The sequence below is a fragment of the Ruegeria sp. BG3 genome (assembly GCF_056538485.1).
In genome coordinates this window covers 1-26,940 of record NZ_JBQFTE010000017.1, presented here as the reverse complement: position 1 = coordinate 26,940, position 26,940 = coordinate 1, and the positions used below count along the sequence as shown (strand labels likewise).

Annotated in this window: 17 protein-coding genes and 1 tRNA gene; 16 read left to right on the top strand and 2 right to left on the bottom strand. The window is 52.7% G+C overall.

Annotation, left to right across the window (positions count from 1 at the left end):
- Positions 1–35 precede the first annotated feature (35 nt).
- The 6 genes from ACR0AI_RS21410 to ACR0AI_RS21385 all read left to right on the top strand — a co-directional run bounded on the left by ACR0AI_RS21410 (position 36) and on the right by ACR0AI_RS21385 (position 6,852).
- Entirely contained in the window at positions 36–1,667 is a 1,632-nt protein-coding gene (locus ACR0AI_RS21410) for a hypothetical protein (RefSeq protein ID WP_480677071.1), read from the top strand.
- A 120-nt stretch (positions 1,668–1,787) separates the two neighbouring features.
- Positions 1,788–2,426, top strand: a complete 639-nt coding sequence (locus tag ACR0AI_RS21405; protein WP_480677069.1) for a hypothetical protein — start codon at positions 1,788–1,790, stop codon at positions 2,424–2,426.
- A 9-nt stretch (positions 2,427–2,435) separates the two neighbouring features.
- Entirely contained in the window at positions 2,436–2,957 is a 522-nt protein-coding gene (locus ACR0AI_RS21400) for a hypothetical protein (RefSeq protein ID WP_480677067.1), read from the top strand.
- A gap of 432 nt (positions 2,958–3,389) precedes the next feature.
- Positions 3,390–5,213 carry an HsdM family class I SAM-dependent methyltransferase gene (locus tag ACR0AI_RS21395; protein ID WP_480677065.1) on the top strand — a complete coding sequence of 608 codons (1,824 nt, stop codon included), beginning with the start codon at positions 3,390–3,392 and terminating at the stop codon, positions 5,211–5,213.
- Position 5,214: 1 nt separating this feature from the next.
- A complete protein-coding gene (locus ACR0AI_RS21390; RefSeq protein ID WP_480701477.1) occupies positions 5,215–6,297 on the top strand; it encodes a BsuBI/PstI family type II restriction endonuclease in 1,083 nt (360 codons plus the stop codon).
- 21 nt (positions 6,298–6,318) lie between these two features.
- Entirely contained in the window at positions 6,319–6,852 is a 534-nt protein-coding gene (locus ACR0AI_RS21385; RefSeq protein WP_480677061.1) for a hypothetical protein, read from the top strand.
- A 9-nt stretch (positions 6,853–6,861) separates the two neighbouring features.
- On the opposite strand, the gene ACR0AI_RS21380 is transcribed toward ACR0AI_RS21385, so the two are convergent.
- A tRNA-Ser gene (locus ACR0AI_RS21380) sits at positions 6,862–6,951 on the bottom strand.
- A gap of 662 nt (positions 6,952–7,613) precedes the next feature.
- Between ACR0AI_RS21380 and ACR0AI_RS21375 the strand changes: the two genes are divergently transcribed.
- The 3 genes from ACR0AI_RS21375 to ACR0AI_RS21365 all read left to right on the top strand — a co-directional run bounded on the left by ACR0AI_RS21375 (position 7,614) and on the right by ACR0AI_RS21365 (position 11,025).
- Positions 7,614–9,377 (top strand): adenylate/guanylate cyclase domain-containing protein, encoded by a 1,764-nt coding sequence (locus ACR0AI_RS21375; RefSeq protein WP_480677145.1) that lies wholly within the window; start codon positions 7,614–7,616, stop codon positions 9,375–9,377.
- 104 nt (positions 9,378–9,481) lie between these two features.
- The gene (locus tag ACR0AI_RS21370) at positions 9,482–9,643 is read left to right on the top strand and encodes a hypothetical protein (RefSeq protein WP_480677059.1); all 162 of its coding nucleotides are present in this window, start codon (positions 9,482–9,484) and stop codon (positions 9,641–9,643) included.
- Positions 9,640–11,025 (top strand): phosphatase PAP2 family protein, encoded by a 1,386-nt coding sequence (locus ACR0AI_RS21365; RefSeq protein ID WP_480677057.1) that lies wholly within the window; start codon positions 9,640–9,642, stop codon positions 11,023–11,025. Before ACR0AI_RS21370 ends, ACR0AI_RS21365 begins: the two co-directional genes overlap by 4 nt.
- On the opposite strand, the gene ACR0AI_RS21360 is transcribed toward ACR0AI_RS21365, so the two are convergent.
- Entirely contained in the window at positions 11,022–13,850 is a 2,829-nt protein-coding gene (locus ACR0AI_RS21360; protein WP_480677055.1) for a hypothetical protein, read from the bottom strand. The genes ACR0AI_RS21365 and ACR0AI_RS21360 overlap by 4 nt on opposite strands.
- 971 nt (positions 13,851–14,821) lie before the next feature.
- Here ACR0AI_RS21360 and hsdR point away from each other — a divergent pair.
- The 7 genes from hsdR to ACR0AI_RS21325 all read left to right on the top strand — a co-directional run bounded on the left by hsdR (position 14,822) and on the right by ACR0AI_RS21325 (position 26,904).
- The gene (gene hsdR / locus ACR0AI_RS21355) at positions 14,822–18,181 is read left to right on the top strand and encodes a type I restriction-modification system endonuclease (RefSeq protein ID WP_480677053.1); all 3,360 of its coding nucleotides are present in this window, start codon (positions 14,822–14,824) and stop codon (positions 18,179–18,181) included.
- Positions 18,178–19,683 (top strand): class I SAM-dependent DNA methyltransferase, encoded by a 1,506-nt coding sequence (locus ACR0AI_RS21350; RefSeq protein ID WP_480677051.1) that lies wholly within the window; start codon positions 18,178–18,180, stop codon positions 19,681–19,683. Before hsdR ends, ACR0AI_RS21350 begins: the two co-directional genes overlap by 4 nt.
- Positions 19,680–21,197, top strand: coding sequence for a restriction endonuclease subunit S (locus tag ACR0AI_RS21345; RefSeq protein WP_480677049.1), 1,518 nt, complete (start codon positions 19,680–19,682; stop codon positions 21,195–21,197). Before ACR0AI_RS21350 ends, ACR0AI_RS21345 begins: the two co-directional genes overlap by 4 nt.
- On the top strand, positions 21,194–22,165 hold the full coding sequence (locus tag ACR0AI_RS21340; RefSeq protein ID WP_480677047.1) for a hypothetical protein: 972 nt from the start codon (positions 21,194–21,196) through the stop codon (positions 22,163–22,165). The genes ACR0AI_RS21345 and ACR0AI_RS21340 overlap by 4 nt, the downstream gene beginning before the upstream one ends.
- Before the next feature lie 537 nt (positions 22,166–22,702).
- A complete protein-coding gene (locus ACR0AI_RS21335; RefSeq protein WP_480677045.1) occupies positions 22,703–23,458 on the top strand; it encodes a hypothetical protein in 756 nt (251 codons plus the stop codon).
- A gap of 163 nt (positions 23,459–23,621) precedes the next feature.
- On the top strand, positions 23,622–24,413 hold the full coding sequence (locus ACR0AI_RS21330) for a hypothetical protein (RefSeq protein WP_480677043.1): 792 nt from the start codon (positions 23,622–23,624) through the stop codon (positions 24,411–24,413).
- Between the two features lie 799 nt (positions 24,414–25,212).
- Positions 25,213–26,904 carry a recombinase family protein gene (locus ACR0AI_RS21325; protein ID WP_480677041.1) on the top strand — a complete coding sequence of 564 codons (1,692 nt, stop codon included), beginning with the start codon at positions 25,213–25,215 and terminating at the stop codon, positions 26,902–26,904.
- Positions 26,905–26,940 lie beyond the last annotated feature (36 nt).

The following is a 26,940-nucleotide window of genomic DNA, read 5'->3' as shown; positions in this document are numbered from 1 at the left end:
ATAGCATTCCAACTCAAAATTCTGGACAAGCCATTATGCCTGTTGCTTATTTCATCCGAGCTTTCACGTTTTCGTTTAATACGCTGGCTTTTTTTCTGGCCTTTTCCGATCCATCTTTCGCCCAGATGCAGCGGATGGGGGTGGTTCAACAAACCGTCATCGTGGGAGGGGGAGGCAGTGGAAGCGAACCACTGCAGGCCTATTGCCTCGACGAAACTCGGTCTGCTCCCTCAGGTGCTATGTCGATACTGCCCGGAGCTGGTCTTGGTAAAGTGACGCGATTGTCAGACGGACAGACTCTTGACCTCAGCTCAGCAATGGAGGCGGGTTGGGTTGCTATAGAGGGCACCCTATCTGCCAGTAACCTCAATTTTAGGAGCGTGGACGGTCAGGCCTACCGATTTGAAGTTGACGAGACTTTTGCCATGACGCCCCGGGAGCAAATGGCCACAGAATCGACCGAAGGTTTAGAGTCGACGCTGTTATGGCTTCAAAGCAAAGGACCAAAACCCACCCTCTCAATTGATGATGTATGGGACTATAGGACATTTACGGAGCACGGGCTCGATCCCGAACTGGCATCAGCATTCGGGCATCGACACACTGTCGTATATAAAAAAGATACTATTGCGGAGCAAGCGGCTCAGGGCAAGACCGGCATCTTTGCTTTTGCGCAAGGGGACGATGACGCCAGCAGGGAAGTTCTTTTGATGTCTGGCGATGGAAAAATCTCTGTTTTCGAGGGGCCAAACGCGGAACACGATGCGATGAGTTTTGCCGGAAGACAAGGTAACGGTACCATTGATCTTATTGTTTCAGACCCTTTCAAATTAGAGCAGGCCAAGCACGTCAAGAGCACCCTCGACCGCCTCTTAGTTGCCCGGCAAACTGAGTTTGATCAGCACGCAGAAGCTCTTAGGATCCGCTACGACGCCGCCACCAGCGACGAGATCAGAGAGGAAATCTCAGCGGAATACCGGGAACGCTTAAATGCACTAGACGAACAGAGCCGTAATCTCGTCAGCAGAGCCAGCGAACACATCTGGGGAACCGTGGAAAGTGGCCTCACACTTGCCGCGCAAGCCGCCGACTCTGGCGTAGACGCAGTAAGGTTGTTGGACACAGCTCTGGAACCGCTTGCTGGCGCAGGCGGCGGCGGTGCCCGCGTGATCGTTGGTCCAAACGCAGCGGCTGGCGACTATAATGGCGGTGGTGGGTTTGAAATACCTCCAACAAATGGCGAGCCATTCCCCGTTTGGCAAGGTTTTCCGATCAAAGACCCAAACAAAAGTGAGTCACGCGTTGACGTGCAAGCTAATGACGGATGGTGGTCCGCAATCATGCGTTCTGCGTCTCTCAATCGACTACGGAGTATCACGAACGCCGTCTATGGCACTCTGCGCTCATCCGTTAGTTCAGGTCTCAGTCGGGAAGCAACCACTCAGGCCGTAGCAGAAGCAGTCGCCTTTGACCGTGCTGTCTTTGAGGACCTTCAAGGCGCGGCACGGAGCCTGCCAGCAAACATGCAAGCAGAGTTACTTTTGAGGTTCAACAATGACCAGCAACTCAATATTCGGGTCACTGAACTAGGTGTCTGGGTCACGCGCTTCGCGCTTCTTGAGGGCTCTTGGGTGAAACAGGGCACGCCACTCTTTCGAAGGTTTTAACCTGTGCCGAACGTAAATACGCAGGTGTTGCCTCTGAACCTACGCAAGCGCGAGTTTACTGTAAACGACCTCTATGTCGTCGTAGGACTTCCGGACAGGGAAGCACACTGGGAGACCAGCTTGGCCCAAAAACAAACAATTGATGGGCAAGAAAATCGGATTGGGTTCGCCAGCCAAATCGGGGCTTGGCGGACTTATTTTGAGCCCGTGCGCTTCTCCGCCGCTCCCTTGGAAGACGACCACCAACTCGCGAATGCAGAGATCATCTCGCCATCTCTTGCGGGGAAACGGATTGGCTATCAAACCCACCAAAAACGTTTGCAATTGCTCAAGGATGCAGGCGTGGACGTGAGAATCGGTGCGACGTCACGGGATTTCATAGACGCAGCTAACCTCGCATTTCAAAAAGGAGGGCTATTGTCGGTCATCGCCAACGCACGCGGTGATAGGCAGGCAATCGAATTCACCGACGGTTTCTTCCCAATCGACTCGATACCTGTGCTGCGTCCTCCGGGCGGTACGGGAGTTTGCGATCTAGTTGGTTGCCGGTTTACCGAGGTCGCGCAAAGTTGGAAGGCGGCTCTAGGGCCCTCAATATGGATGCTGACTTGGCCGACACTCCTGAGCGTGCATTATTGGTTGAGACACCGCCTTTCCCTCTACACAAGGATTGCGCGAGGTCCACCATTGCCGTTGCCTGATCAAATGCTAGCGACGAACCGTCATTTCAACTTACTTGTGCAAGAAGTTTATTCATGAGGATGTGGTATGAATTCATCGAAGAAATTCTCTCCAGGCGAGATTCTAAACCGAGAAATCGAGGCTCTACAAAATAAGCTCGATCGCAGCGAGGACGTTCATCTTGAGGGCGGCGGTTCGGCAGATGCCCACCTCTTAGACGTCGCAGACGAGCTTGCGGCGAGCCGCCCCCAGTTTCAAATGAAGCAAGGGAATCGGATCGGTCACAGCAATTACGCTCTGATGGTCGCAGGCCTCGGTATTGCGACCTTTCTCGTGACTCTTTTTGTATTAAGAAACCACCCAAACCTCGCCGTTGTCCTAACAGCCGAGGGAGCAATTTGGATGGTCTTGATCGGCCTAGCTTCAAAGTTCCTAGATGCTGAACGCGAGTTATCAGCAGCGCAACAAGCCCGCATCACCGCAATTGCAAAAGTTGATGCAATGATCGACGGGATCCGAAGCGTGTCGGTCATGCCAGGACTAAGCGACGAAGCTAAACTGGCAGCATTGAAGGTTCTGCAAGCGATGGCTCCGCCTAAGGGCGATTGACCTAAACAACACGTTGAATACGACTACACGCCTTTGCTCTGACCCCGGTCATTGCCCTCGGAGCGGGGAATGGCGGCTATGTTGCGCGACCTGTGAATTGGCCGGCCCATCTTGGCCGCATCGAACATCAATGACCGTTTTGCCCATCGCGCGGCAGCGTTGGCGACTTGGCAATTACAGCGATTTTTTGCTGCGTGCGCGCGCAACACGTTTTGGAGACTTCCGCAGTGGGCTCATTGCCGCCATCGGAGCAATTGCAGCATCCCATTTGTTGGCTTGTGCAGCTGAGGCAAGGACGGCCCAGAGCCGCCGTCTAAACAGATGAGATTTGCTGCGACGCTGCATCCTCTTAGCAGACGTTGAGGCCAGAATTGTCGAAAAGGAATTAACCCTTCCAGCCTTATGATCTAAGGTGAGACAAGTGGAGGCACCATGAGAGCAGAGCAAAGTCGGGTCACCGGGTTCAATCAGCGTGAAGACGCTTTTGTTGAGGGCACCGATCAAACCGAAATCATCGCTGGGCAACAGAGTGCGCGCGGTATGCTTCGGGCGATCGCGCAAGGCATGTCCTCAGAAGATCGCTTTGCTTTTGCTCATTCAGTTGGTCATCAGTTGGTAAAAAGCTGGTGGTCTGCGGCGTGCGATCGCGAAGCGGTCGCCTTAGGTTTGCGTCGCGCACAAAAGGTTCCTGTCAACGGAGACCTGGATGCGCCGATAGCGAATGTTGCAGAGTCGATGGGCGCATTGGCCGCGCATTTAGAGCCTGAGATAGCGGCTTATCAAATTGGCCTCACCTATACCTATCTGCTGCCTCAATCCTATCGTTCTTCACATGGGATTTTCTATACACCCCCCGTTCTCACAGAAAGGCTCATTCAGCTATCAGAGGAGTCGGGTGTCGATTGGGCGACTTGCCGTGTGCTTGATCCAGCATGTGGCGGCGGTGCATTTCTCGCGCCAATAGCCAAACATATCATCGCACGGCTCCCCGAATGTAGTCCGCGCATTTTGCTTGAGAGCATTGCCAATCGACTACGTGGATATGAGTTGGACCCATTTGGCGCATGGCTTGCCCAGGTCGCTCTTGATGTTGTTTTGCTCCCTTTCTCCGCGCTCGCCGGGAAGAAGACACCAAACCTCGTGACGGTTTGCGATAGCCTTCAGAAGAACCCTCCTAGAGATCGTTTCGACCTGGTCATTGGTAATCCGCCTTACGGTCGTATCCGTCTGTCTCCAGACTTGCGCGACAAATTCAAAAGGGGACTGTTCGGACACGCCAACCTCTATGGCATCTTCACTGACATAGCGCTCCGGCATACTCGCATCGGCGGCATAATCGCTTTTGTGACGCCAACCAGTTTCCTTGCGGGAGAGTATTTCAAGAACCTTCGTGCTCTTCTAGGAAGTGAAGCGCCCCCGCAGCACTTCGATTTCGTGGCTGCGCGTAAAGGGGTCTTCGACGATGTTCTGCAGGAGACACTCATGGCCACCTATCGTCGTGGTGGTGATCCAGCAGCAGCTCAGGTGAAAGAGCTGCATGTTGCGAGCAGCTCAAGTTTGAGCATTGCGCCCCTGGCACCGCTACCTTTGCCAACTGATCCCTCGACACCCTGGATTTTACCGCGAACGATCGAGCAAATCGATACCGTGAAGCGCCTTCAGGCCTGCAAACATCACCTAGTTGATTGGGGCTACACGGTAAGCACGGGGCCGCTCGTATGGAACCGGTTTAAGGACCAGCTGCATAGCCGCAAGGCGAAGAACCGGCTCCCGCTTATATGGGCAGAGTCTGTTCAGACGGATGGGCGGTTCGAGTGGCGGGCGACTAAGCGTAACCATCAGCCGTGGTTTGAAATTCGCGATCGAGATAAGTGGCTGATATCGAGGCAACAGTGCGTTTTGCTGCAGCGCACAACCGCGAAAGAACAACACCGACGCTTGATCGCAGCGGCGCTGCCGTCGACTTTTATTGAACGGCATGGAGCGGTTGTCGTCGAAAATCACCTGAACATGCTGAAGCCGCTGGAGACGAGACCATCTGTGAGCGCAGAAGTTCTTTCGGCCTTTCTGAATAGCTCTGCTGCCGACCAGGCTTTCCGCTGTGTCAGCGGGAGTGTTGCCGTCTCCGCATATGAGTTGGAAGCACTTCCCCTGCCCGCGCCTGACGCTCTCGATGCCCTACAGAAGTTGATCGATGCTAAGGCTGAACGGGTCGAGATCGAAAATGAGTGCTTGCGCCTCTATCAGGAGACCTAGTGTGACGAGCGCGCTTCCCCCATACGTGACCCGTGAACTAGTCGAGGAGCGGCTTCCGCTCATTTTCCCTGAAGGCACGCCCAATCGCATCTACTGCACACGCCAGCTCTCCGCGAGTACCGTGTTCACTATGATCTACATCGGAGCTGTTCAGGGGTTAGATCGCTATCTTGGTCCAATCCATGTGTATCGGATGACCGACGAGCAGGCAGCCAAAGTCAGCGATGCCGAGCGCGTTGCTTACGGGGATGATATTCGCAAGAAGAGCTATTTGGTACCTGGTGACCCCTGGTACGCAGACAATACGCGCGAGCCGATACGTGATGAGACTTTGCGCGAAGGGCTTGTCAATATCGGTGCCGTGATTGCTAGGGATGACCTGCCGACGACATCGAGTAAGCCACGATACGCGCTTCTCTCAGATTTTGCTGCATTGTTCGATCCAAACCTGGCAGACGACGCATTGTTGGCTGCAGTTTCCGCATACCAGGCCAAACATCTTTCTAAGAGCGCGCTGGCACGCGTGTCGCTCATGCAGGCAGGTGCTGCAGCAGGAAAAACCGGTGTGATGGTGTCGTTCCCAAATGGTGAGACACGAAAGCTAGCGCCTGGTCCAAGCTCAATCATCTCCAAGTCTGTCGTCGAGGACTTTGCCCGGATGTTCTTGCAAACACCTACGGTGTTGTGGCTGAGCGAAAGTGGTAACAAGGTGGTTCAACGTGATGACGGTCTTGCTGCGTCGATTGGCCTGCAGATCGAAGCAGACAAAGACTTACCCGACCTAATTCTTGTTGACCTGGCGCCGGCTGATCCTCTGATCGTGTTCATTGAAGTCGTTGCGACAGACGGACCAATCTCTGATCGGCGTCAAACCGCCCTCTACGCTCTCACGGACGCAGCAGGTTTTGACCGATCTCAGGTGGCTTTCGTGACCGCATTTCAGGATCGAGAGGCATCTGGTTTCAGGAAGACTATGTCGGCCTTGGCGTGGGATTCCTTTGCATGGTTCGCATCTGAGCCGAACAATATCGTTCAACTCAAAGGCGGTAGTACCAAGAAGCAATTCTTAACCGAGTTCTTGTGACGGAGCTAAGTCCAGAAACCAATGAGTGATGTGACACGGCAGAAGCCAGATACCGTTCTCCAAAGAGTGTTAGAGTGGTCAAAGACACGCCCTGAGTGGCAGCGCGACGCGCTTCGCCGGATTGTCCTGTCCGGCTTTCCTGATGAAGCAGCCATCGATGAAATTTTACAGCTTTGCAAAAAAGAGCACGGCGATCAAAACGTCACCATAGAAGCGAAACCATTCTCGAAGGGTGATCTGCCGGTAGACCCAGGAGCTGGGGAGGCCATAACACTCGAAGCCATTGAAAATTTTGTCGGGGTGAACCAGCTCGCCGCCGGTCAGGCTCTGGCCTTCGAAACGAACGGACTGACCATAACACCCGGAGCAGTTCGCAAGATCGAAGATTTCGGCCTAACAGAAGGCAAAACGGGCGCGGGCGACTCGACTGAACTATTGGTAGATGGAGGTTCGCGTCGACTATCAGCTGGCGATTTAAGCGCGTTCATTTTTTGTGAATTTTTGGCAGGTCGACGTTTGTGTCGTCGATTTTTCCACGTAAAAACAATCAATTAGATGCGTAAATGGCGGAGACGAAGGGATTCGAACCCTCGAGACGGTTTCCCGCCTACTCCCTTAGCAGGGGAGCGCCTTCGACCACTCGGCCACGTCTCCGCCGACGGGTATATCCGTGCAAGCAGCGGAAGTACAAGGCCATTTCTTCATGGACTGGAATTTTTTACAGGTCCGCGCGAAGCTATTGAAATAGCGCGAGATAGCGCTGTTTGACTCCGGACACCAACCCGTTCAACCTGCTCAGTACAGTTAACGATCATGCTCAAACCACAACAGAATCGAAGCTTTCGGGCGTAGCCGGTGCATGTAGCTTCGGTTCAGAGACTTTAGATCACGCGGCGGTCGCAATATGCGGCCCGAATAGCCAAAATTGTCCTCGGCCTTGCTTGACCAAACGCCCGTATGAGCCTTACGCGGTACTATTGCTACACGAAAAGTCCTCTTGACTGTTTGTAGTGTGAACGAGCTGGTTTTTGTTGTGGTTACGGGAGGGCGCAACCGGCTTTGTCGAATTGTGTTAAAGTGTTAGATATAAGATCGATTCTTGTAATTAAGTCAGCTCCAAAAAAGCTGACCAAACAGCATTCAGCATTGTGGTCCTCATCAAAGGACACACGGAGCATCATAGCTGTCCTGCCAAATGGATAGGTTACACTAGACTGATGAGCCGATCTTAAACAAAATACAGGTCGATTTTCAGAAGCTGAAATTGTCATTTTTTCAAAGTAGGCTCTTTCCGCATAAGCAGAGGACAATAAACGATTGCACAGAAGCCAACATTCACCAGAAAGTTAGCAGCCGTCGCTTTTGCCGATGTTGCAGGTTATTCAAAACTAATGGGTTTGAATGATCAGGAAACCATAACTCGATGGCAAGATCTGCGCCGAAACGTCATGGAGCCGCTGATTAAAGAAGCCGGTGGGCGTCTGGTAGAAATGGCCGGTGATGCTTTGCTAGTCGAGTTTTCGAGCGCTGTTCAAGCACTGAGTTGGTCTTGCGATGTGCAGGCTGCAAATGAGTCAAACTCCAAAGAAGATGACCCATTTTCGCTGAAACTTCGAATTGGCGTAAATCTGGACGACGTGATTGAAGATGAAGGAACGTTGCACGGCGATGGAGTTAACATCGCTGCTCGCATCCACCAAATGGCCGATCCAGGGCAAATTGTTGTTAGTGGTACTGTACGTGACCTAGTAGGAAATAAATTACCGGTCGGATTCAAAGACCTTGGCACACCGAAGCTTAAAAACATTCAGAAACCTGTTCGTCTCTATTCCGTCACGATAGAAAGCGCAGATGATACAGATGACTTGCATCATCCATATTTAGAATGGCTATCCCGACCAAGTATTGCGATCATGCCTTTTCGAAGCGCAAACCCTGAAAGTGAAATACTAGCGGCAGGGATTATTTCGGACATAATTACAGGGTTATCTCAACGAAGATCACTGCATGTGATTTCAAGCGCATCAATGTGGCGGTATGCAGACCGTAAAACCGACGTGAAAAAAGTCGCGCGCCAACTTGGCGTTAGTTATGTACTTGATGGCACCATGTTACGCGCTGGTGATCGGTTGAGGATTAATACTGAATTGGTGCACGCCACGCATGGGCGAGTAATTTGGGCGCAGCAATTCGACGGCAGCGGCAACGAAATCTTCGATCTCCAAGATCGCATCACGTCTACTGTTCTCGCTTCAATTGAACCACGGCTGCAAGAAGTTGAATCTGACCGAGTCCGCAGCCGTTCTACGTCGAGTCTGGATGCGTACGAATGCGTGTTAAAGGCATCTTCACTACTTTACGAGTTCACTCAAGAGAGTTTTCATCAATCCGGTTTGGCAATTGCTCGAGCCATAGAATTGGATCCCAACTATGCACATGCATATACTCATGGCGCTTGGCGTTTGAATTTCATCGTAGCGGAACAATATACGGATGATGTTAAACGGGATACTGAACTCGCAATTCAGTACGCACATAAGGCATTGCAAATCGACCCAGAAGACGCATTCACACTTTCTGTGGTGGGGCATTTAACGAGCTTCATGGAAAGGCGCCCAACTGATGCAATGGAGTTGTTCGATTCTGCTTTGCAGTTGGACCCAAACTCAGCATTTTCATGGGCACTCAGTGGAGACACACTGTCCTACCTTGGGAGACCGGATGAAGCGGTCAAGAGATTTCGCAACGTTTGGAGGCTTAATCCTTATGACCGTCATAATTTCTTTTGGTGGTCAGGCGCTGGTATTGCTGAGTTTGTGGCGGGCAGATATTCAGAAGCCATTGCGTGGCTGAGTAAGGCGCAACGGGCAAATCCACGATTCGTTGCAACATTGCGAATGCTTGCAGCGGCTCAGGCTTTGGACGGTCAGAATGAAGCAGCCCAACTGACCGCCAAAAAACTATTGACGATCATGCCGGATTTCAGGGTCAAAAAGTTTGTTGACGTCTACCCGTTGGAGCGGTCCGACGACCTCGGTCGCCTGGAAAACGGTTTGCTGATGGCAGGAATCCCCAAATAGTGTATAGTTGTCAGTAGTTTTAGTCAGGCGCAGCCGCATGGGGCGGACAATTTGATCACCTGCAGAATTTCTTTTGGAGGAAAAAATGGCAACGGGACACGGGCATGGCCACGGACATGGCCACGGACACGGGCATGGCCACGGACATGGACACGGGCATGGCCACGGACATGGACATGGCCACGGACACGGGCATGGCCACGGACATGCGCACAGGACGTCGATGCCCTCTCCTCAAGCGGATTACGATCAAAGCCCGATTATGAACCCCAAAGCCGGATCCCCAACACCGGATGGGAAGCCGCGCAGCTACTGGGCAACGCCATGGGAATTGAGATGGCGGCCGTGGACGCTCGATTTCGCAGCAGACAATGAAGGGCATACTAGTTTCCCGCTGGAATTCATTATCAACCCATACTTTCAGTTTAGTGCACCAGTTGATGTGACCGACATTACCGCCGAGGCTAACCCCATTGTCACCACTGCGTCACCTCACAATTTGGGGGCCGACGGCTTTTCTCTTATGAAACTCGAGAATATTACCGGCGATATGGAACCCGTCCTGAATAATACGCTTTGGCCGGTTGAATCCATTACTGACATAACATTTCGGATCCAGGGTCCGGATGCCGATACAACTGGAAAAACTTTCGGCAGCGGACAAGCGCTTTCCCTCCAAAAGCGGATCGTTGAATGGCGCTTGGAGGATTGGGATCCAGCGCTTAGGTTTTGGATTTCCGACTTCGATCAACATCTGAATGAGTGGCTCAGAACCGCTGATAAATCTCGCTCTTCGATCATGGCGGCGCGGGAATTCGGCAGCCAGTACAAAAAATGGCATCCTGCACATGTAGATTTTCGTTCAACTGGTGCAAACGATTTGATTTGGATCGAGGAAGACGACCTTAAGTGGTGGCCGTATAACGGCTCCAGTTCACCTGTGTTCGATACTGCAAAAGCTAATGACGCTTGGCTACATGTGCGTAGTGAGTTGGAACAGCTCAAATTTTACATGGAAGACGACCGCGAACTCTACGTGCATGAGGCTGAGGCACAGGCGGACGGGATTCATGAATATTTTGCGCATTTCATCAGCGCTGATGCTTATGACCGACCGTGGACGCTGGAGTTGATCGACACTGCATTGGCAATGGGTAGTATCGCCTACCTAGCCTACAAAGCACATTTCAATCGCGTGAGGCCGACGTTTTTGCGTCCCGGCCTTGTTGCGCCGTTTGGACCGCCCGAACATCCGGCGTTTCCCAGTGGGCACTCATTTCTGGCCCATTTCATCGCCTTGTTGCTGCTGGAAATACCAGGCTTGCACCAACGCATGGGAGTTTTCGACGACACTCCATTCGATGGTGAAATGGGGCGTAAACCCACCCGATCTGATCTCAATGGAGGAAACCTCATAGGATCTCCAATGTTACGCATCGCGCACCGCATAGCGGTAAACCGAGAGCGTATCGGTGTTCACTACCCCTCGGATACATTTTGCGGACGACATTTGGCAGCAGGTATTTGGCAAGCCCTGATGCCGCAAGTTGATGGAGAGCCTGCCAAGCCGGTGGATATTCCGTGCCCAACACTTTTGCGGACACTAGAACTGGCAAAAGCGGAATGGGCGGATCTTGCGAAAGGCTAGAGCGGCAAGCGGTACAGTCCGAGATTGTTGTCATTGGCGACCAAATCTGTCAGGTCGCGTGGACGAGAGGCAGCAAGTGCAAAACCAGCGCCTGGTGGTCGCGGGAAGGGATTACCAAGAACAAGTTGTGAGACCGGGAACTTGCCAGCAGCCACTGCGCAGGGCAGGGACGCGTCTGGATCAGTATTGGCTCGGTCTTCCGGGCAACTCAGTTCAAGTACAATTATCAAAGCAGCGTTGTTGCTTAGTCCAGCATGTATATCCCGTGCCGTCTGTATGTCAGCGTCAAGTTTATCCAATTCCGCCGACGTGCCAGCGCCTTGCATAGACCACCAGATATTGTATCGTCGATCCCAGTCGGGGCTTGTTGGCTCGCCGAAGACTAAACCCGACCACCACCGCGCCTTTATGTCGGTTGGATTCTCATCTCCGCGATTCGGAATGTTACCCGCTACTAGGTCCAACAGTCTATCGGGGTCCGCCATCCAACTGTTTTGCGAACTGTCGGGATGCCAATCAAGAGAGACAGGTACGTAACCGCCACGGGCATGCGCGACAATACCAGCGTCCGTCTCTTCGGTCACGGGGCGCAGGTCCGGAACGTAGATGTCTACAAGTGGCGGCTTTCCAGGGGCGTTTACGATTTCATTGGGTCGAGTACTGTGCATACCCTGTGCCTCGAAGGCCCAGCGAATGGCCTTGTGAGTCATACCGCCCACCCAATCATGAGAATCTGGACCTGATGGCAGCTTCACGGGCAATGGCATCGTGAGCCCGACATCCGCGTCAATCATGGCAACTTCGAATTCTTCGGCTGTCTGGTGCATGGCGGTTAGAGCTTCGATGCCGCGAATTATCAGATACATAGTTACTCTCGACGCCACGTGTCGGGTCTTATAGTCCGGCCCGCCCGAGGACACGCTCAAGGTATCTCCGCCTAGTATAAGATAAAGCCGGAACAAGGTGGACGACAGGATTTGCTCAGACAGATATCCCTTATAGATCACTTGTCCCGAACTGGCGGAATCCGTCACCGGACGTTGAAATGCACCGCCCCAGCTCCATCCGTTAAGGACACAGCGGTCATGTCGCCGAGTAGAAAAGATCCACGGGAAGGTATAGCCACGCATTCCCTTAGGAGCGAAGACAGGAGATGTCCCGACGCGCGGATCTGCCAAAGCGGAATGAGGGTCCGCCCAGATCGCCGCGAGGGCATCGCCGGCGCTGTGGGCGAAGGTGAATTCGAGATTGCCAGTAGATCCTGCAATCAAAACGTGGCAAAATTCATGCCAGACCAAACGCTCCGAGTTGGCAATTCCGAGATATTCGCCCCAAGTCAAATTTGGATGGTGTGGGTGGGAAGGGTCTTTTTCTCGAATTGTCCGGTGACGTAACGTACCGAGCGCTAAATGCATCTCTATACGTTTCTTTGGCTCCGTCGGTCGCAACCAGACTTCGCCATTTATAGTTCGACCGTCTCGATTGCGACCACGACTAACTCCAGATCGGTAGAAAACATGTAGCTTTTTGGGTGTGATTTCGGTCTCGGAAAAATAGGCGTTGAGATTAATACCGAAGTCACGCAGCAAATCGAATGCCTGTTTGACATTGTGGTACGCAGCGATGGCCGTGTTGTTGTCACTCCGCACAGTATCGCCGTCCACCCTTAAGTCCACGCGCTTTGGCGTCGCGCCTACGCTGCGAGCTAGCGGCTCGAGACTGTCTGCACCATCTTCGCGGACCTGGTCATGGCAAAGGCGCACGACGAAGTCGCCCGTCTCTAGTGCAAAATTGTTGGGCGGCAGCGGCAACATTTGAGTCGCCACGCGGAATGATTGAAGTGTTTTTTCGTTGCGCGTAGGACGGCGCTCGACGATGCTGCGTGGTGCCCCGGCGGCCTTCGTCCAACTGGACGGGTCTTGCTCGAAAATATCAACATCGGCTGCTTTGGCGAAAAGCCGTCGCTTGGAGGTTAGTTTGGGAGAGGCCTCTGCACCTTTGAGATTCAGAGTGACAGTGTACTCGTAGGGCAACGGCAAACTGCGCGTGGGCATCAAGTTGTCGAGACCTGAGCTTTTAAATTTTACGACACTATCTTTTAGTAACTCGACTTCTACGGCGGGCATTCCCGAATTCGGCAGCGTCAATTGCGCGATGGCACCGAGATTAGTTAGCACGATACGACTGAAATCTTCACCTAAGGTCAGCAAGCTAGGTTCTGAAGTTCGAAAATTGAAATCGTCGCTTGAAACAATCCCCGGCGCGTATGGATATGCCGTCATAGAACCGAAAGACAGAATTCCACCGTTTTCGCCATTTATGTGATGCACAACGACACGCAAGCCAAAATCGACATTGAAAGAGAACGGTCCGTCTACAAGGGCCTCATCGAGGTTTTTCGCGTCCGATTTGACCAAAATGAAGGTGCGGTGCTCACTACCGGAAACACTTCTTATCAACTGCCTCGAAGCAACCGCGGATTTATCGTCTTCGTCTCCTGGCAGAGCTGGCCATACCCGCATCCAAGCCAGCGCAGGCTCATTGACGATCTGGACCAATCGCTGTAGGTATTCCTCAGAAAATCTATTTTCGAAACTACTTCTTTTCTCCCTCAAAACGCGGATCAATGAGGTGAGGTAAGCAGTTGCTGCTGTTTCCAGCGTGGTACGACCAACAATTTCGCCTTCAGATATTTCAATTTGGAATGGCGTTGTTGGGTGCGAAATAAGAATGACCTCTCGCCCTGACGAGCCAGTCGCATAAATGCAGTCAACGCTTATAGCTGCTGGCATAGGAGACCAAACAGTTTCATCATCTTGCGGCATAATAAAATAGATCCTGACAATGCATTGAACTACACAATACACGAAACGAGTGAATTAACGCAGAATTTCTTAACTGCTCCACTTGGCTCAGGAACCATTTACTTCCGTTAGGTGGAATAATTCACGGTTCAATAACGAACGGCGAACTCGTCTGATCTATTCTGGTTGAGCGGCTCGCAGATGGCGCGTCTTGAGCCTTCTTTCCCAAGTCTCACGGTAAGCCACGTGTTGATGATTAGCGTGTGCTCGGCGTCATTAAATTTTTCAATCACAATGACTTACGCTGGTGCGACGCGTTGATGGAATATGTCCCACACACGACGGGGAATAGCCAGCATCCGCGATGGTCCGCAGAACGTGCCTATGCACGCATGCTGCAATGGAAGGTCAATTCGTATCTTCGCAAGCTGAGGCAACATCCATCATTCGAGGCCTGTTGTCGGAGATTCGATCGGTCCCGGTAGATGGGACATATGCAATTTAGTTGGTTTGGGAGTTGGTAGGTTTGCTTGCGTTAGGAGCACCCCAAACGAACGAAGCCGCCCTGAGGGCGGCTTGTTCGGGGCTCTATTCTCCAACGCTGGTTGCGGGAGCACGATTTGGACTATGGCGAACTTCCCGAAAGATAGGGGGTGCAGAGGTCAACAGCGCGATAAAGGCATTGATTGCCACTCGAATCAGTCGGGCCCCATAGGACTCTGTAGTCCATTGTCATTGCCTGTATTTCCAGTGCACCTCAAAAACGGAAACCGAGCTTGGATTTGCCATACCGATGACCACAAATTTCATCGTCAAACAGGTTCAAATTGGACGCTGAAAAACTCGACTTCCATTTCGACAGAATCGGCAGCACAAGTGATGGAGAATCCAATCTGCCGCTCAGAAACCAATGGTTGTGTTTTTTGAACCGCCCGGTAGAGTTTTCGGAAGGAAAAGGCCTGTATTTCAACACAAAGTAAGATTTCATTCCCGTGGATAGATACGTAAGTCCGAACTTCTCCCACCTTGAAGAGATAGATCCGCCCCTGGCAAAGCTGGCGACAAATGCTGAGCGCTATTTTGTCGATGATGCGAACACCGCACTTGTCAAAACCCGTCAGTTCGCCGAACGGTTGGCACGGGTAATCGCCGACCGATCAGGAGTGTTTCTTCCTTCGGATGCGACGTTCAGTGACATTCTGAGGGAAATTGGAAAAGAGAGAGCTGCCCCAAGAGAAATCACCGACGTCCTCCATAGGCTGAGGATCGACGGTAACGATGCAGTTCATGGGCATGAAGGAGAGCGAAAACAGGCCTTCGAGGCAATAAAGCTATGTCACCGCCTGGGCGTGTGGCTTCGCGCGGCGGTCACAAATCAACCGGGCTTGACCAAGGCCTTCACCCCACCCCGTTTGTCGTCGTCGGATTCGCAAGAGCTCAAGGCCCGGGCTACAGAACTTGAGAATCTTCTGGCAGAGCGCTCAACACAAGCGGAGCTTCAAGAGCGTGAACTGGCAAGAGCACGCAAAGCCACATTAGATGCCGAGGAGCGTGCCGCTCTCGCTGAATCAGAACGGAAAATCTTCGAAGAACTGGCTTTGGAGGCTGAGCAACGGGCGGCGGCAGGTCGAGTGCAGACCAAGCCAGACGCAGCGATTTCGTTCATCACGGCTGCATTTTCATCTGCCCGCGATATGGACTTTGACGAAGACGATACCAGGCTATTGATTGATGAGCAGCTTCGTCAGGCTGGCTGGGAAGTTGATAGCACGACCATTAAGCATTCCGCGGGATCGCGTCCTGCCAAGAACCGAAACTTGGCCATCTCCGAATGGCCGACAGCATCAGGCCCTGCAGACTATGCGCTGTTTGTGGGAACGACCCTGGTCGGGATCGTAGAGGCAAAACGGAAGCGCAAGAATGTATCCGCGGCGCTCGATGCACAAGCTTCGCGCTATTCGAAAGATATCCAGCCAGATGAAAGCTTCACATTCGCAGGAGGACCTTGGGGCGCTCATCATGTCCCATTCATTTTTGCCACCAACGGACGAAGCTATTACCCCGCTATTCCAACCCAAAGTGGGATCTGGTTCAGAGATACGCGTTTGGATCGAAATGCAGCGCGTGCACTTGAAGGGTGGCCTACCCCGGAGGGTCTCAAGGAGCGCCTCGAAGTAGACCGCGAGGCATCCGAGAGGGAATTGCGAGCAAAACCATTTGATTTTGGATTCCAACTTCGCCCGTATCAAATCAGGGCAATTGAAAAGGTCGAGGAAGCAATTTCCGAGGACCAGCGCAAGATGTTGGTCGCAATGGCGACTGGCACCGGGAAAACCAAGCTCGCAATCGCGATGATCTACCGCTTGTTGGAAGCAAAGAGGTTCCTGCGCGTCTGTTTTGTTGTCGACCGTAGCGCTCTTGGTGAACAGGCCGAAAGTGCGTTTGAAACGACTCGAATGGTTGGAGCAAAAACCTTCGCGGAAATCTTTGGACTACGCGGGCTTTCGGACAGCTCTCTGGAACGGGATGCCAAGATCCATATCTGCACCGTGCAGAGCCTCGTCAAAAGAGTTCTCGAAAAGGACCCTGGTGAACGCCCTCCAGTCGACCAGTATGACCTAATCCTGATCGACGAGTGCCATCGCGGCTATCTTCTGGACCGCGAGATGAGCGAAGCAGAAGCGACCTTTAGGGATCAAGAAGACTATGTTTCGAAGTATCGTCGCGTCGTCGAATACTTTGACGCCACGATTGTGGGACTGACGGCTACACCTGCGCTCCATACCGCGCAAATATTTGGAGACCCGGTATTCCGATACAGCTATCGGGAAGCCGTCATCGACGATTGGCTGGTTGATCATGACCCCCCGCATCTCATCACAACCGCACTGAGCAAAGCCGGCATAGCGTTTGAGAAGGGGGAAGAAATTGATGCTCTGAACCCGGCTACCGGTGACATTGATGTTGCCACGTTGGAAGACCGTCTCGATTTCACTGTAGAGCACTTCAACAGGAAGGTGCTGTCGCCAAAGTTCAACAAGGTAGTCGCTGAAGAACTTGCCAGGCATATCGACATCCTTTCGCCAGATGCTGGCAAGACACTCGTTTTCGCCGCGTCTGATAGACATGCAGACGAAATCGTCGATCAACTCCGAAAAGCATATCGCCGTGAAGGCATGGAGATCACCGATGATATGGTTGCTAAGATCACTGGATCGGTTGATAAACCGAACGATCTCATTCGCAAATATAAGAACGAGGCCGATCCACGAATTGCAGTAACCGTTGACCTCCTTTCCACTGGGATTGACGTACCAGCCATCATGAACCTGGTCTTTCTGAGGCGCGTGAACTCCAGGATCCTCTATGATCAAATGATTGGACGAGCGACGAGAAAATGCGACCAGATCGGCAAGGAGACGTTCCAAATCTACGACGCGGTAGACCTGTACTCCAGCCTTCAGAATATGACCGAGATGAGGCCCGTTGTAGTGAACCCCTCGACAACCTTCGAAGAGCTGTTTTCGGGGTTCGAGGCGGCGGATGATACGAGTCATCAGGATGAAATCCTGGATCAGATCATCGTGAAGCTTGCCCGCAAAGTACGGAAGATGAACAACGAGCTTCGAGATCAATATACCGCTCAAGCGGGGGAAACGCCTGAGGAAACTCTTCAGAGGTTCCGCCAAGGCCCGCCGAAAGAGGTTCAAGGCTGGACCAAGGAGAGACCAGGTCTGGGCAAGTTTTTTGATTTCAAAGGAGATCGCGCGGGTCCGCCTATCGTTCCTATCTATCACGGTGATGACACGGTCACCGGCGTCACTCGTGGCTACGGGGATGGGGTGAAACCTGACGACTTTATTGATGCCTTCAGTAGCTTCGTGCAGCAAAATGCTAACAAGATCGCTGCGCTCAATCTTGTGGTGACAAGACCCAGAGACCTGACCCGGGAAAGCCTGAAAGAGCTCCGCATGGCGCTCGATGCAGAGCATTTCACTGAAACTGCTCTGAGGACCGCATGGCGAGACAGCAAGAACGAGGACATCGCGGCCTCGATAGTAGGATTCATTCGCCAGGCGGCGATCGGTGACGCTCTGATCCCTTATTCTGAGCGCGTCGATCACGCTGTTCGTAACGTTGCCGCCAGGCACAAGCTCGACGCCGTCCAAATGCGCTGGCTTTCTCGGATCGGAGATGAGATGAAGGCGAAGGTTGTTGTTGATCGCGAAGCATTCGACGAACCACCTTTCTCACAACAGGGCGGTTACAAACGCCTCAACAAGATGTTCGGCGGGGAGCTTGATGCTATTCTCGACGAGATCAAGCACGAAACTTGGGAGCCCGCCGCATGAGCGCCACACAGGATATTGTTGCCAAACTCTGGAACCTCTGCAATGTCCTGCGCGATGATGGTGTCACCTACTCGGAATACGTGACCGAATTGACCTACCTGCTGTTCCTCAAGATGATGGAGGAGACAGGTCAGGAACGTAGGGTGCCCGAAGAATATCGCTGGTCCGAAATCGCGCGCCGCGAAGGACTGGACCAGCTAACCCACTACAAGCGCGCGTTGACCAGCCTCGGCGATCCGGACGAAAAGGATGGCCAGGGTAACCGCAAACCCCCAAAAGATCCTTTGGTCCTCGACATTTTCACCGATGCACAAACTCGCCTGCGCAAGCCTGCAAACCTCAAGAGCCTCACCAAGGCAATCGACGACCTGAACTGGTTCGATGCGCGTGAGGAAGGCCTTGGGGACCTCTACGAAGGGCTTCTTCAGAAAAATGCGGAAGACAAGAAATCGGGCGCCGGGCAGTATTTTACACCCCGCCCCCTGATTGACTGCTTGATCCGCCTGACAAAGCCGCAGCTGGAAGAGGTGATCCAGGATCCCGCAGCGGGCACCGGCGGTTTCATTGTCGCGGCTCATCGCCAGATTTCAGAAGACAACAACGATTTGTTTGGACTCCCAGACGGGGTTGCCGAGAAACAGATCCGCGAATGCTACACGCTGGCCGAATTGGTTCCAGACACCCATCGCCTTAGCATGATGAACCTCATGCTGCACGGGATCGAAGGTGATGCCCATTCGATGGACACGCTCACAGCAGAAGGTGCCGCGCTTCCCAAGGCCAATCTGATCCTGTCGAACCCGCCCTTCGGCACCAAACGTGGCGGTGGGCGTCCTGCCCGGGATGACTTCTCCACCACGGCAGAGACATCGAACAAGCAGCTTGCCTTTGTTGAACACATCATCCGAGCGCTTAAGCCTGGTGGCCGTGCGGCGGTGGTGTTGCCGGACAACGTGCTGTTCGAGGACGGTGTTGGAAGGCGTTTGCGACAGATGTTGATGAACTGGTGCAACCTGCACACCATCCTGCGCCTGCCGACTGGTATCTTCTATGCTCAAGGTGTCAAAACCAACGTCTTGTTCTTCACCCGCAATGCGGATGGCAGCCAGAAGGACGGCACTCAGGAAATTTGGGTCTATGATATGAGGGCGGGTGCACCTTCGTTTGGCAAAACTCGTCCCCTTCGTGCGGAAGATTTTGGGGATTTCGAGGCAGCCTATGGCGACGATCCGTTCGGGCAGGGTGAAAGGTTGGATCAGGGGGAAGAAGGCCGCTTTCGCCGTTTTGCCCGTGATGAAATCTCCGGGCGTGGTGACAATCTTGACATTTCTTGGCTACGCGACGGTGAAGAAGAAGCGGAAGATGGCCTGACTGATCCTGACGACATCACTGCGGCAATCCTTGGTCACCTTAAAGAAGCTACACGAGAAATTGAGGCTCTCGTGCTGGAACTTGAGGGTGGGGATGAAGACAAGAGTCCAACACCGGTGGCTGCGCAATGAGTGAACTACCAGAAGGCTGGGCCGCGACAACGCTTGGCGACCTTGGACGTTGGAGCAGCGGCGGCACACCGAGCAAGCGCAATCCAGAATATTATGGCGGAGACATTCCTTGGGTTCGCACCGGCGACCTCAAGGATAATGAAATTCACGACGTAGAAGGTCGCATCACAGTTGATGGGTTGGCAAACAGCTCTGCGAAGGAATTTCCTGAGGGAACGCTTCTGGTTGCGATGTATGGCGCCACCATCGGTAGGACCGGTGTCCTACGTATCTCCGCTGCAACCAATCAAGCTTGCGCAGCACTGCTACCGGATCCCGTAACCAAAGACATGATTCCGTTTCTCTGGTGGTTCTTCCGCCACAAGATTGAGGAATTTCGTGCTGTCGGCCAAGGAGGGGCGCAGCCAAACATCAGCCAGACGGTTATCAAAGCCAGTCCGGTTCTCCTCCCTCCACTTCCCGAGCAGCGACGGATTGTGACGAAACTGAACCGGCTCTCAAAGCGTTCTTCCACCGCACGTGATCACCTCACCCGTGTTTCCACTCTTGCCACCCGTGCAAAACAGGCAATCCTTGCTTCCGCTTTTCGAGGGCAACTTACACCTGAATGGCGGTCATCAAAGGATGTCCAAAAGATCGGCAATGCGATGGTGGAAGACTTGCGCGAACAACGTCGTGCATGGTGGATTTCTGAAGAGCAAAAAAAGCGAAGGGCGAAGGGCCAATCCACCTCTCCGGGCGCTTGGACAAAGAAGTATCGCGATCTGGAAGTTTTGCGCGCAGAAGACGCTGTTTTCGATGTTCCAAATAGCTGGGCGTGGATCGCCTCAGAGGAAGTCGTCGCACCGGGTGCCGAAATTGTCTACGGTATCGTTCAACCCGGCCCTAAGCTGGATGAAGGCGTTCCATACGTGCGTGGTATGGATATTGTCGATGGTGTCATCCAGATCCATCAACTTCTTCGAACCAGCCCTGAAATTGCTCTGAAATATGCACGTGCTTCTTTGGCAGAAGACGATATCCTTCTCGGTATTATCCGCGCAACAAAAGTTGCTGTCGTACCCAAAGAAATCAGCGGTGCGAACATTACACAGGGCACGGCGCGTTTCCGTCCTTCAAACTCTATCAGGACCAAATTTCTGGCGAGGTGGCTCGAGAGCCCGGACGCTCAGAAGTGGCTTCACTCAAAATATCGGGGAATTGATATGCCTGGGCTTAACTTGCGTGACGTCAGAAGGTGCCCCGTGCCGTTGGCACCTATTGAGGAACAGGACGAAATCATTCGCCGCATCGAAACGGCTTTTGCCCGCGTAGACCGACTGACTGAAGAAGCCCGCCGCGCCAGTCATCTTGTTGATCGTCTGGATGAGCGCCTCCTGGCCAAAGCCTTCCAGGGTGAGCTTGTGCAGCAAGATCGCGATGATGAGCCCGCAGAGGCGCTCCTTGAACGCATCCGTGAGGCCAAAGCTACAGCTCCTAAACCGGAACGCGCCCGTCGAAAGAACACTGCATGAAAGAGTTGCTCGATAACGCCGTGTTGTCCATTGAACTTGGCGTAGAAGACTTCGAGGCGGATGATGAGCGTCGTCTGCTTTCGGCCATCCGAAACCTGTATGCTGGCGTTCTTTTGCTCTGCAAACAGGTTTTGTGGAATACTTCGCCGGATGGTTCGGAAGGATCGTTGATCTACAAAGATCTGGTCCCAGAAAAGCAGGAAGACGGGTCAGTGCTGATGAAGCCGAAGAAGGCCCATCGCAATACGATAGACCGCCGCCAAATCGAAGAACGTTTCAAGTCGCTGGATCTCGAGTTGGATTGGGGGCGACTAACAACGCTTGCTAACATTCGAAATGACGCGGAGCACCTCTTCCTTAAAGCGACGCCAGTCGTCGCTCGTGAGGCGCTTGCTTCGACATTGCCACTGGTCCAAAAGCTGTTGGCTGATCACCTTGAGGAGGACCCGCCAACCTTGCTGGATGAGGGTGTTTGGCAGACTCTTCTGAAGAACAGTGAAGTGTTTGAGGCTCAGGCGGAACAATGCCGCGAAACATTCAAGGGTGTTTCTTGGGGCGCTGACATTCTCCCTGACGCCGTGCAGTTCTTGCGTTGCCCATATTGCAAATCATCTCTCGTTCGATGCGTTGAAGGCGAGAAAATGACGTTCGACAATCTCTCAATGGATTGCGCGGAGTGTAATCAAGAAATCCAGCGCGAAGATGCTTTCATACATGCCCTGAGCGAACTGGTGGAAAGCCAGTCTTACATGGCAGCCAAGAATGGTGAGATGCCGTCAGTGTCAACCTGCCCGCAATGTGATCGAGAGTCTTGGAGCCGCTACGACAGGAAGTGTATCTTTTGCGGAGAGGGGATGCAGAGATGTGGCCTTTGTGGCACCGAATGCGACCCTGAGGACTTCAATCCCTTGGATGGATATTGCTCGTCCTGCTCCTATGGCATGCAAAAGGCGATGAGAGCAGATTGATGACCGCCTGAGCCAAACGAACTCTCATTCGCGGAAGGCATCACCTGCGTGTCTGCCTTCAAGCCACCCGACCTTTTGCGCACCGATCGCTGCTCAGGAGGAGTATGGTGCGTCAAGGCCTCCGGAAAGCGGCCTGCAAGTCTGATCGCCATTTGTTAAGGAAAGACCGCGCCCCTTCCGAGTAGTAAACGCCTCAGGTTGTGCCGCACACATCCATTGCGGTCGCAAGAGTCAGTACCGCAGTAAATCTGGGTCTATTACCTTCGCATAAGCTTGTGAGATGTCATTTCTTCATTTCATGATTTCCACAATTCAAGATTTCCGCAGAGTATTATTTATATATTGCAGTTGCTTAATGGAAAATTTCATCAAAGCGTGCAGTTTATAAACAGGTTTGTGCAGGCAGAAAATCGTTCTTGCAGTTTTTTGTGCCATGGCCGCAGGAAGCGCGTACAGGCTTGCAGGTTTTTATACATCTACGTTTTCAGTTGCGCGCAGACGTAACCAGTTCCTTTCCACGAAGAAAGGAGCCGCAAATTGCCATCAATTCACCAAAAATTCCGTATCTCCGCCAATGTTGCAGAGATCATCAAAATGTATCGGTTCTCTGCCCCAACAGCGAAGCTACTTTATGCACTCATATTTCTCCAAGACCAAACGAACGAGTCATGGCCGACCATCTTGCTTGAAAATGAAAAACCGACAGAGCACTTTGTGTACGTTCAAGATCTTAGGGAGATCTGTTTTCCTGCCAATACCCGGTCAAGCCGTTTCCTAAGGAAGCCAGTCAATGAACTGGTTGCCATCCCAGGCGTCTTCGATGAACTCGAGATCGCAAAAAACGGTCGATCTCTCGCTTGGAAATTTACAGAAGGCTTTTTTCGCATAATGTCTGACATGGATGTTTACGCGCTTATCGACGCAAGAGAGATCGTTCACTGTCAGCGAAAGTTCGATGGCGCATTGTTAGCGCAGATTGCGTTGCACCGAAAGAAACGCATACCGGAGTTCAGCCTGATCGCTCCGAACACAGGTTTCGAAATAGGTCCTAAAGCCGTGATACCCGCGCTCGTTCCTGGGCAAATCAAACGACAATTGCAATCGTCACTTCAAAATTGGTCAAACGTCACAGGCATCTCGTTCGTCGTGCTGCTTGTTCAAGGCGGGAGCCGCCCTGGCTACACTGACGTTGTCATCAGAATGCGTCACAAGGACACTAAGTGGCCGGAAGGGCGGTTCATGAAGCGACCGCCTGGTGCTCTTCTTTGGACCATTGAACCAGCGACCTTGTAAACACGCTGACATCAAATTGATTTCATAGAGCAGGATCGGACAAAACAGCGTTCAAGGCATATTGATCCTGCTTGCTCCCGCAGGGGCCGCCATTTTTCAAAAAAAATGGGTTAGCGGGTTAACCAATTTTTTCAAAACCACACAGTAGACCTATTTGCCTTGCATGACTGATTCAAAGAAAGGAAATGTGGGTGCGATCCGGCAGGTCGCTTTGAAATGGCCGGATTTTTCGGCAATGGAGCGACACGGCAAGAGAAAAGACCGGAGCGGCGAGCAACGTAGCATCCGAGATGAAGCGCCACTTGTCTGGAATTCCCTGAATCTGAAATCTGCGCGTGAAGTTCATATGTCGAACGTAACCCAGCAAGGGCAGACCGCCGCTCTTCATGTGCTGTGCCAGTTTCCAACTGCATTGATGAAAGCCGACGAGAATGGCCAATACAAAATGCTTATTCACGCTGTTCAGTTTGTGAACAAGTTTCATGGCGGGCGGGCTGTCTTCGCTGCCAGAATGGACAGAGATGAAGCAGGCAGGCATGTAGTCGATGTTTTTGCGATGCCCACATATGAGCGAACGTACAAAGACGGTCGCACCGCAATGCGCGCAAGTGTCTCGAAATTTACTAAGGCTGAAGCCAAACGGCGCTACGGTAGAGATGACAGACGTTCCCAGGGAAGTGCGCTTCAAGACGCTTGGTTCGAGTATTTGCGGGATGAGCTGGGGCTCAATGTCCAGCGCCCTGAACGTAAGAAGACAACGGCGAAAGATCGCGTGGAACCTGAAGTCTACGGGCTCATCCAGGATCGCAAGAAGGTTGCGGCTGACGCTAAGAAAGCAGCGCGCTTGGTGAATGGGGCAGAACGCTTGGCCGCCAGGACAGGTCAGGTTCTGTCACGTTCAGCAGATCAGCTGCTTCGAGATATTCAAAACTTCATTGATGAGGAGCAAAGGTGAAATGGCACTTGTATTCGGACGTTTTGACAAAGCTCCGGTTAACGTTAGAGAAGCGTTGCTTGATTTTGTCGCCGCAACGACAAAAGAGCAACGAAGGGCCGCGGCTATGTGCGTTTTTGAAGCCGCTACCGGTAGAGAACCGGACATCACATCCATGGACCTAACACGTGTGGTCCGTGACCTCTTCCGAGAGGCATGTATTCTCGGGTTCATCGGGCGAAACGTAAATGTCATGCAGCTGTCGTTGCAATTTCAGCACCTCATTACGCCGTGTCCGGGTTGGAACGGGCTGCCTCAGGGTACAGATCGAATTTTGACCCTGGCTGAGATAAGCGCCCTGCATGTCGCTGAGTCGCACAACCACCATTGTCTCCAGGGAGACGATTTCAATCGTTGAAGGTCTACATCGAGCAACTTGGCCGCTGACCTGCCACAGTGTTTCTTCAGCGCGTCAAATAGATTGTTCCAGAGCAAGTTGCCCGCACCGTGATTACGGCGCGGGCTTTCGCATGTCTATACTTCAGGTTTCAAGGCTCTTTCGCGCTGCGGTTTTCAGTGTCCCAGCCGAAGGAGAACCGAATGAACCTCTCGAAGATGATAGACCTGATCGCTGAAGTCGCCGCAAAACAAGGGTCCCAAGAGGGAAACTCGAGAGAGGAAGCTCCAGATGCAGTATTCCCTATCATATTGGAATCGCTTGGCGTTCCAAGAGCGCTTTTCACCTTTGGCGGGGTTTTTTGCTCTTGAAGGCACCTCACAAAGTTGAGCATGTTTGGCGAAAATTGATCGGAGACATTTCATGCAGCAGCCGCGCGTCGCGCTCTATGCCCGCTATTCCACGGACATGCAAAACCCGAAGTCTGTAGATGATCAGTTTCGGGATTGTAAGCAATACGCGGAGCACCAGGGTTGGACGGTTGTAGAAAAATTCTCGGATCGAGGGATCTCTGGCGCAACGGGGGACCGGCCAGGATATCAAAGACTGCTTGCAGCGGTCCGAGATGGAAGTTTCGATATTGTCTTGATCGAACAGATTGATCGACTGGGACGAGATTTGGAACTGGTCGCAGCCTTTTACAAGGCTGCCACGCATGCCGATACCGAACTCCATCAAATCGGTCGTAAGTTCGGCGTTTTCGATATCGGCGTATTCTCAAGCATTGCCGCTCTGTTTCTTGAGGATCTCGGAAGAAAGACACGCAGGGGGATAGCCGGACGAGTCGCCAGTGGGAGCAGCGGAGGTGGCATATCCTATGGCTACCGAGTACCAAGAAGTTCAACCGGCGAGACCACCACTGGAAAGCTTGAAATCGTGGATGAGCATGCCGCAATCATCCGGCGGATATTCCGCGGATACGCAGATGGAAAATCTCCACAAAAGATTGCAGAAGGGCTCAACCATGATGGTATCCCAGCCCCAAGGGGTCGCGGTGCCGGATCAGGCCACTGGAAGCAGAACACAATCAATGGAAACCGTGCGCGGGCCACCGGAATCCTAAACAACGAATTGTATATTGGGCGCTACCTCTGGGGGCGGCTTCGCTACTCCAAACATCCGGAAACTGGCAAGCGAGTATCTCGGCCCGTACCGCGAGAGGATTGGCTACTCGCAGAAATGCCTGACCTTCGCATCCTGGACCAAAGCCTCTGGCTTGCCGCCAAAGAACGACAGGACGGCCTGGCACGGAAGCGCTCTAAGCGTAACCCTAATGATACCAAAGGGTTGTCTGCGTCACAGGCTTTGCGTCGGCGAAAGTATCTACTGTCCGGCCTGCTGCATTGCGCACAGTGCGGCGGAAAACTGACGGTCGCAGGCTCAGCAAAGACACGGCGCTACTATTGTGCCAATGCGAAAGAGAAAGGATCATCGGTCTGCGAAGGTATGCCAGGCCTGAAAGAAAACCTTGCCGCAGAGACCATCCTAAGTAGCCTGCGGGAACACTTGATGCAGGATGAAGCGTTCCAGGAATTCAAAACGCGTTATCTCCATCACCTACAACATCAGGAGAAGGATAACGGGGAGGCTCTCCGTCTGCATGACCAAAAGACCAGGGAGCTTGAGAAGAAGGTCTCCAATCTGATGGACGCCATTGAGAATGGCCAGCATTCGAGCGTGATTATTGAGCGCCTAAACTCATATGATGAAGAACTCAAAACGCTGCAAGGGACGCGAGCTCGGCTGATTCCCAAACCAATCAAGCTCCCTGATGACATGCCGTCTCTGTATCGAGGATACATCGACAATCTTGTGGCGACCCTGACCGATGAAGGTGTGGCCGGCCGAGCGAGCGATGAGTTGCATGAGCTGTTGGACCGTGTTGTCGTTTCCTATGATCAAGACGCCAAGAACCACGTCCTGGATATGCAGGGCAATCTGATCACCATGCTCAAAAAAGCAAAACCCGCCAATGAGGCGGGTCTTGATTCCGACGACTGTTCTCCAACGCTGGTTGCGGGAGCAGGATTTGAACCTGCGACCTTGAGGTTATAGGCCTGACGAGGTGAGAACGCTAAGCGATTGATCCAG

Bases quoted from the DNA above. Each gene is read 5' to 3' on its own strand.
- ACR0AI_RS21370 (WP_480677059.1), top strand. From the start codon at position 9,482: ATGGCCACGGACATGGCCACGGACACGGGCATGGCCACGGACATGGAC.
- ACR0AI_RS21410 (WP_480677071.1), top strand. From the start codon at position 36: ATGCCTGTTGCTTATTTCATCCGAGCTTTCACGTTTTCGTTTAATACG.
- ACR0AI_RS21365 (WP_480677057.1), top strand. From the start codon at position 9,640: ATGAACCCCAAAGCCGGATCCCCAACACCGGATGGGAAGCCGCGCAGC.
- ACR0AI_RS21400 (WP_480677067.1), top strand. From the start codon at position 2,436: ATGAATTCATCGAAGAAATTCTCTCCAGGCGAGATTCTAAACCGAGAA.
- ACR0AI_RS21325 (WP_480677041.1), top strand. From the start codon at position 25,213: ATGCAGCAGCCGCGCGTCGCGCTCTATGCCCGCTATTCCACGGACATG.
- ACR0AI_RS21350 (WP_480677051.1), top strand. From the start codon at position 18,178: ATGAGCGCCACACAGGATATTGTTGCCAAACTCTGGAACCTCTGCAAT.
- ACR0AI_RS21360 (WP_480677055.1), bottom strand. From the start codon at position 13,850: ATGCCGCAAGATGATGAAACTGTTTGGTCTCCTATGCCAGCAGCTATA.
- ACR0AI_RS21340 (WP_480677047.1), top strand. From the start codon at position 21,194: ATGAAAGAGTTGCTCGATAACGCCGTGTTGTCCATTGAACTTGGCGTA.
- ACR0AI_RS21385 (WP_480677061.1), top strand. From the start codon at position 6,319: ATGAGTGATGTGACACGGCAGAAGCCAGATACCGTTCTCCAAAGAGTG.
- ACR0AI_RS21395 (WP_480677065.1), top strand. From the start codon at position 3,390: ATGAGAGCAGAGCAAAGTCGGGTCACCGGGTTCAATCAGCGTGAAGAC.
- ACR0AI_RS21345 (WP_480677049.1), top strand. From the start codon at position 19,680: ATGAGTGAACTACCAGAAGGCTGGGCCGCGACAACGCTTGGCGACCTT.
- ACR0AI_RS21330 (WP_480677043.1), top strand. From the start codon at position 23,622: ATGACTGATTCAAAGAAAGGAAATGTGGGTGCGATCCGGCAGGTCGCT.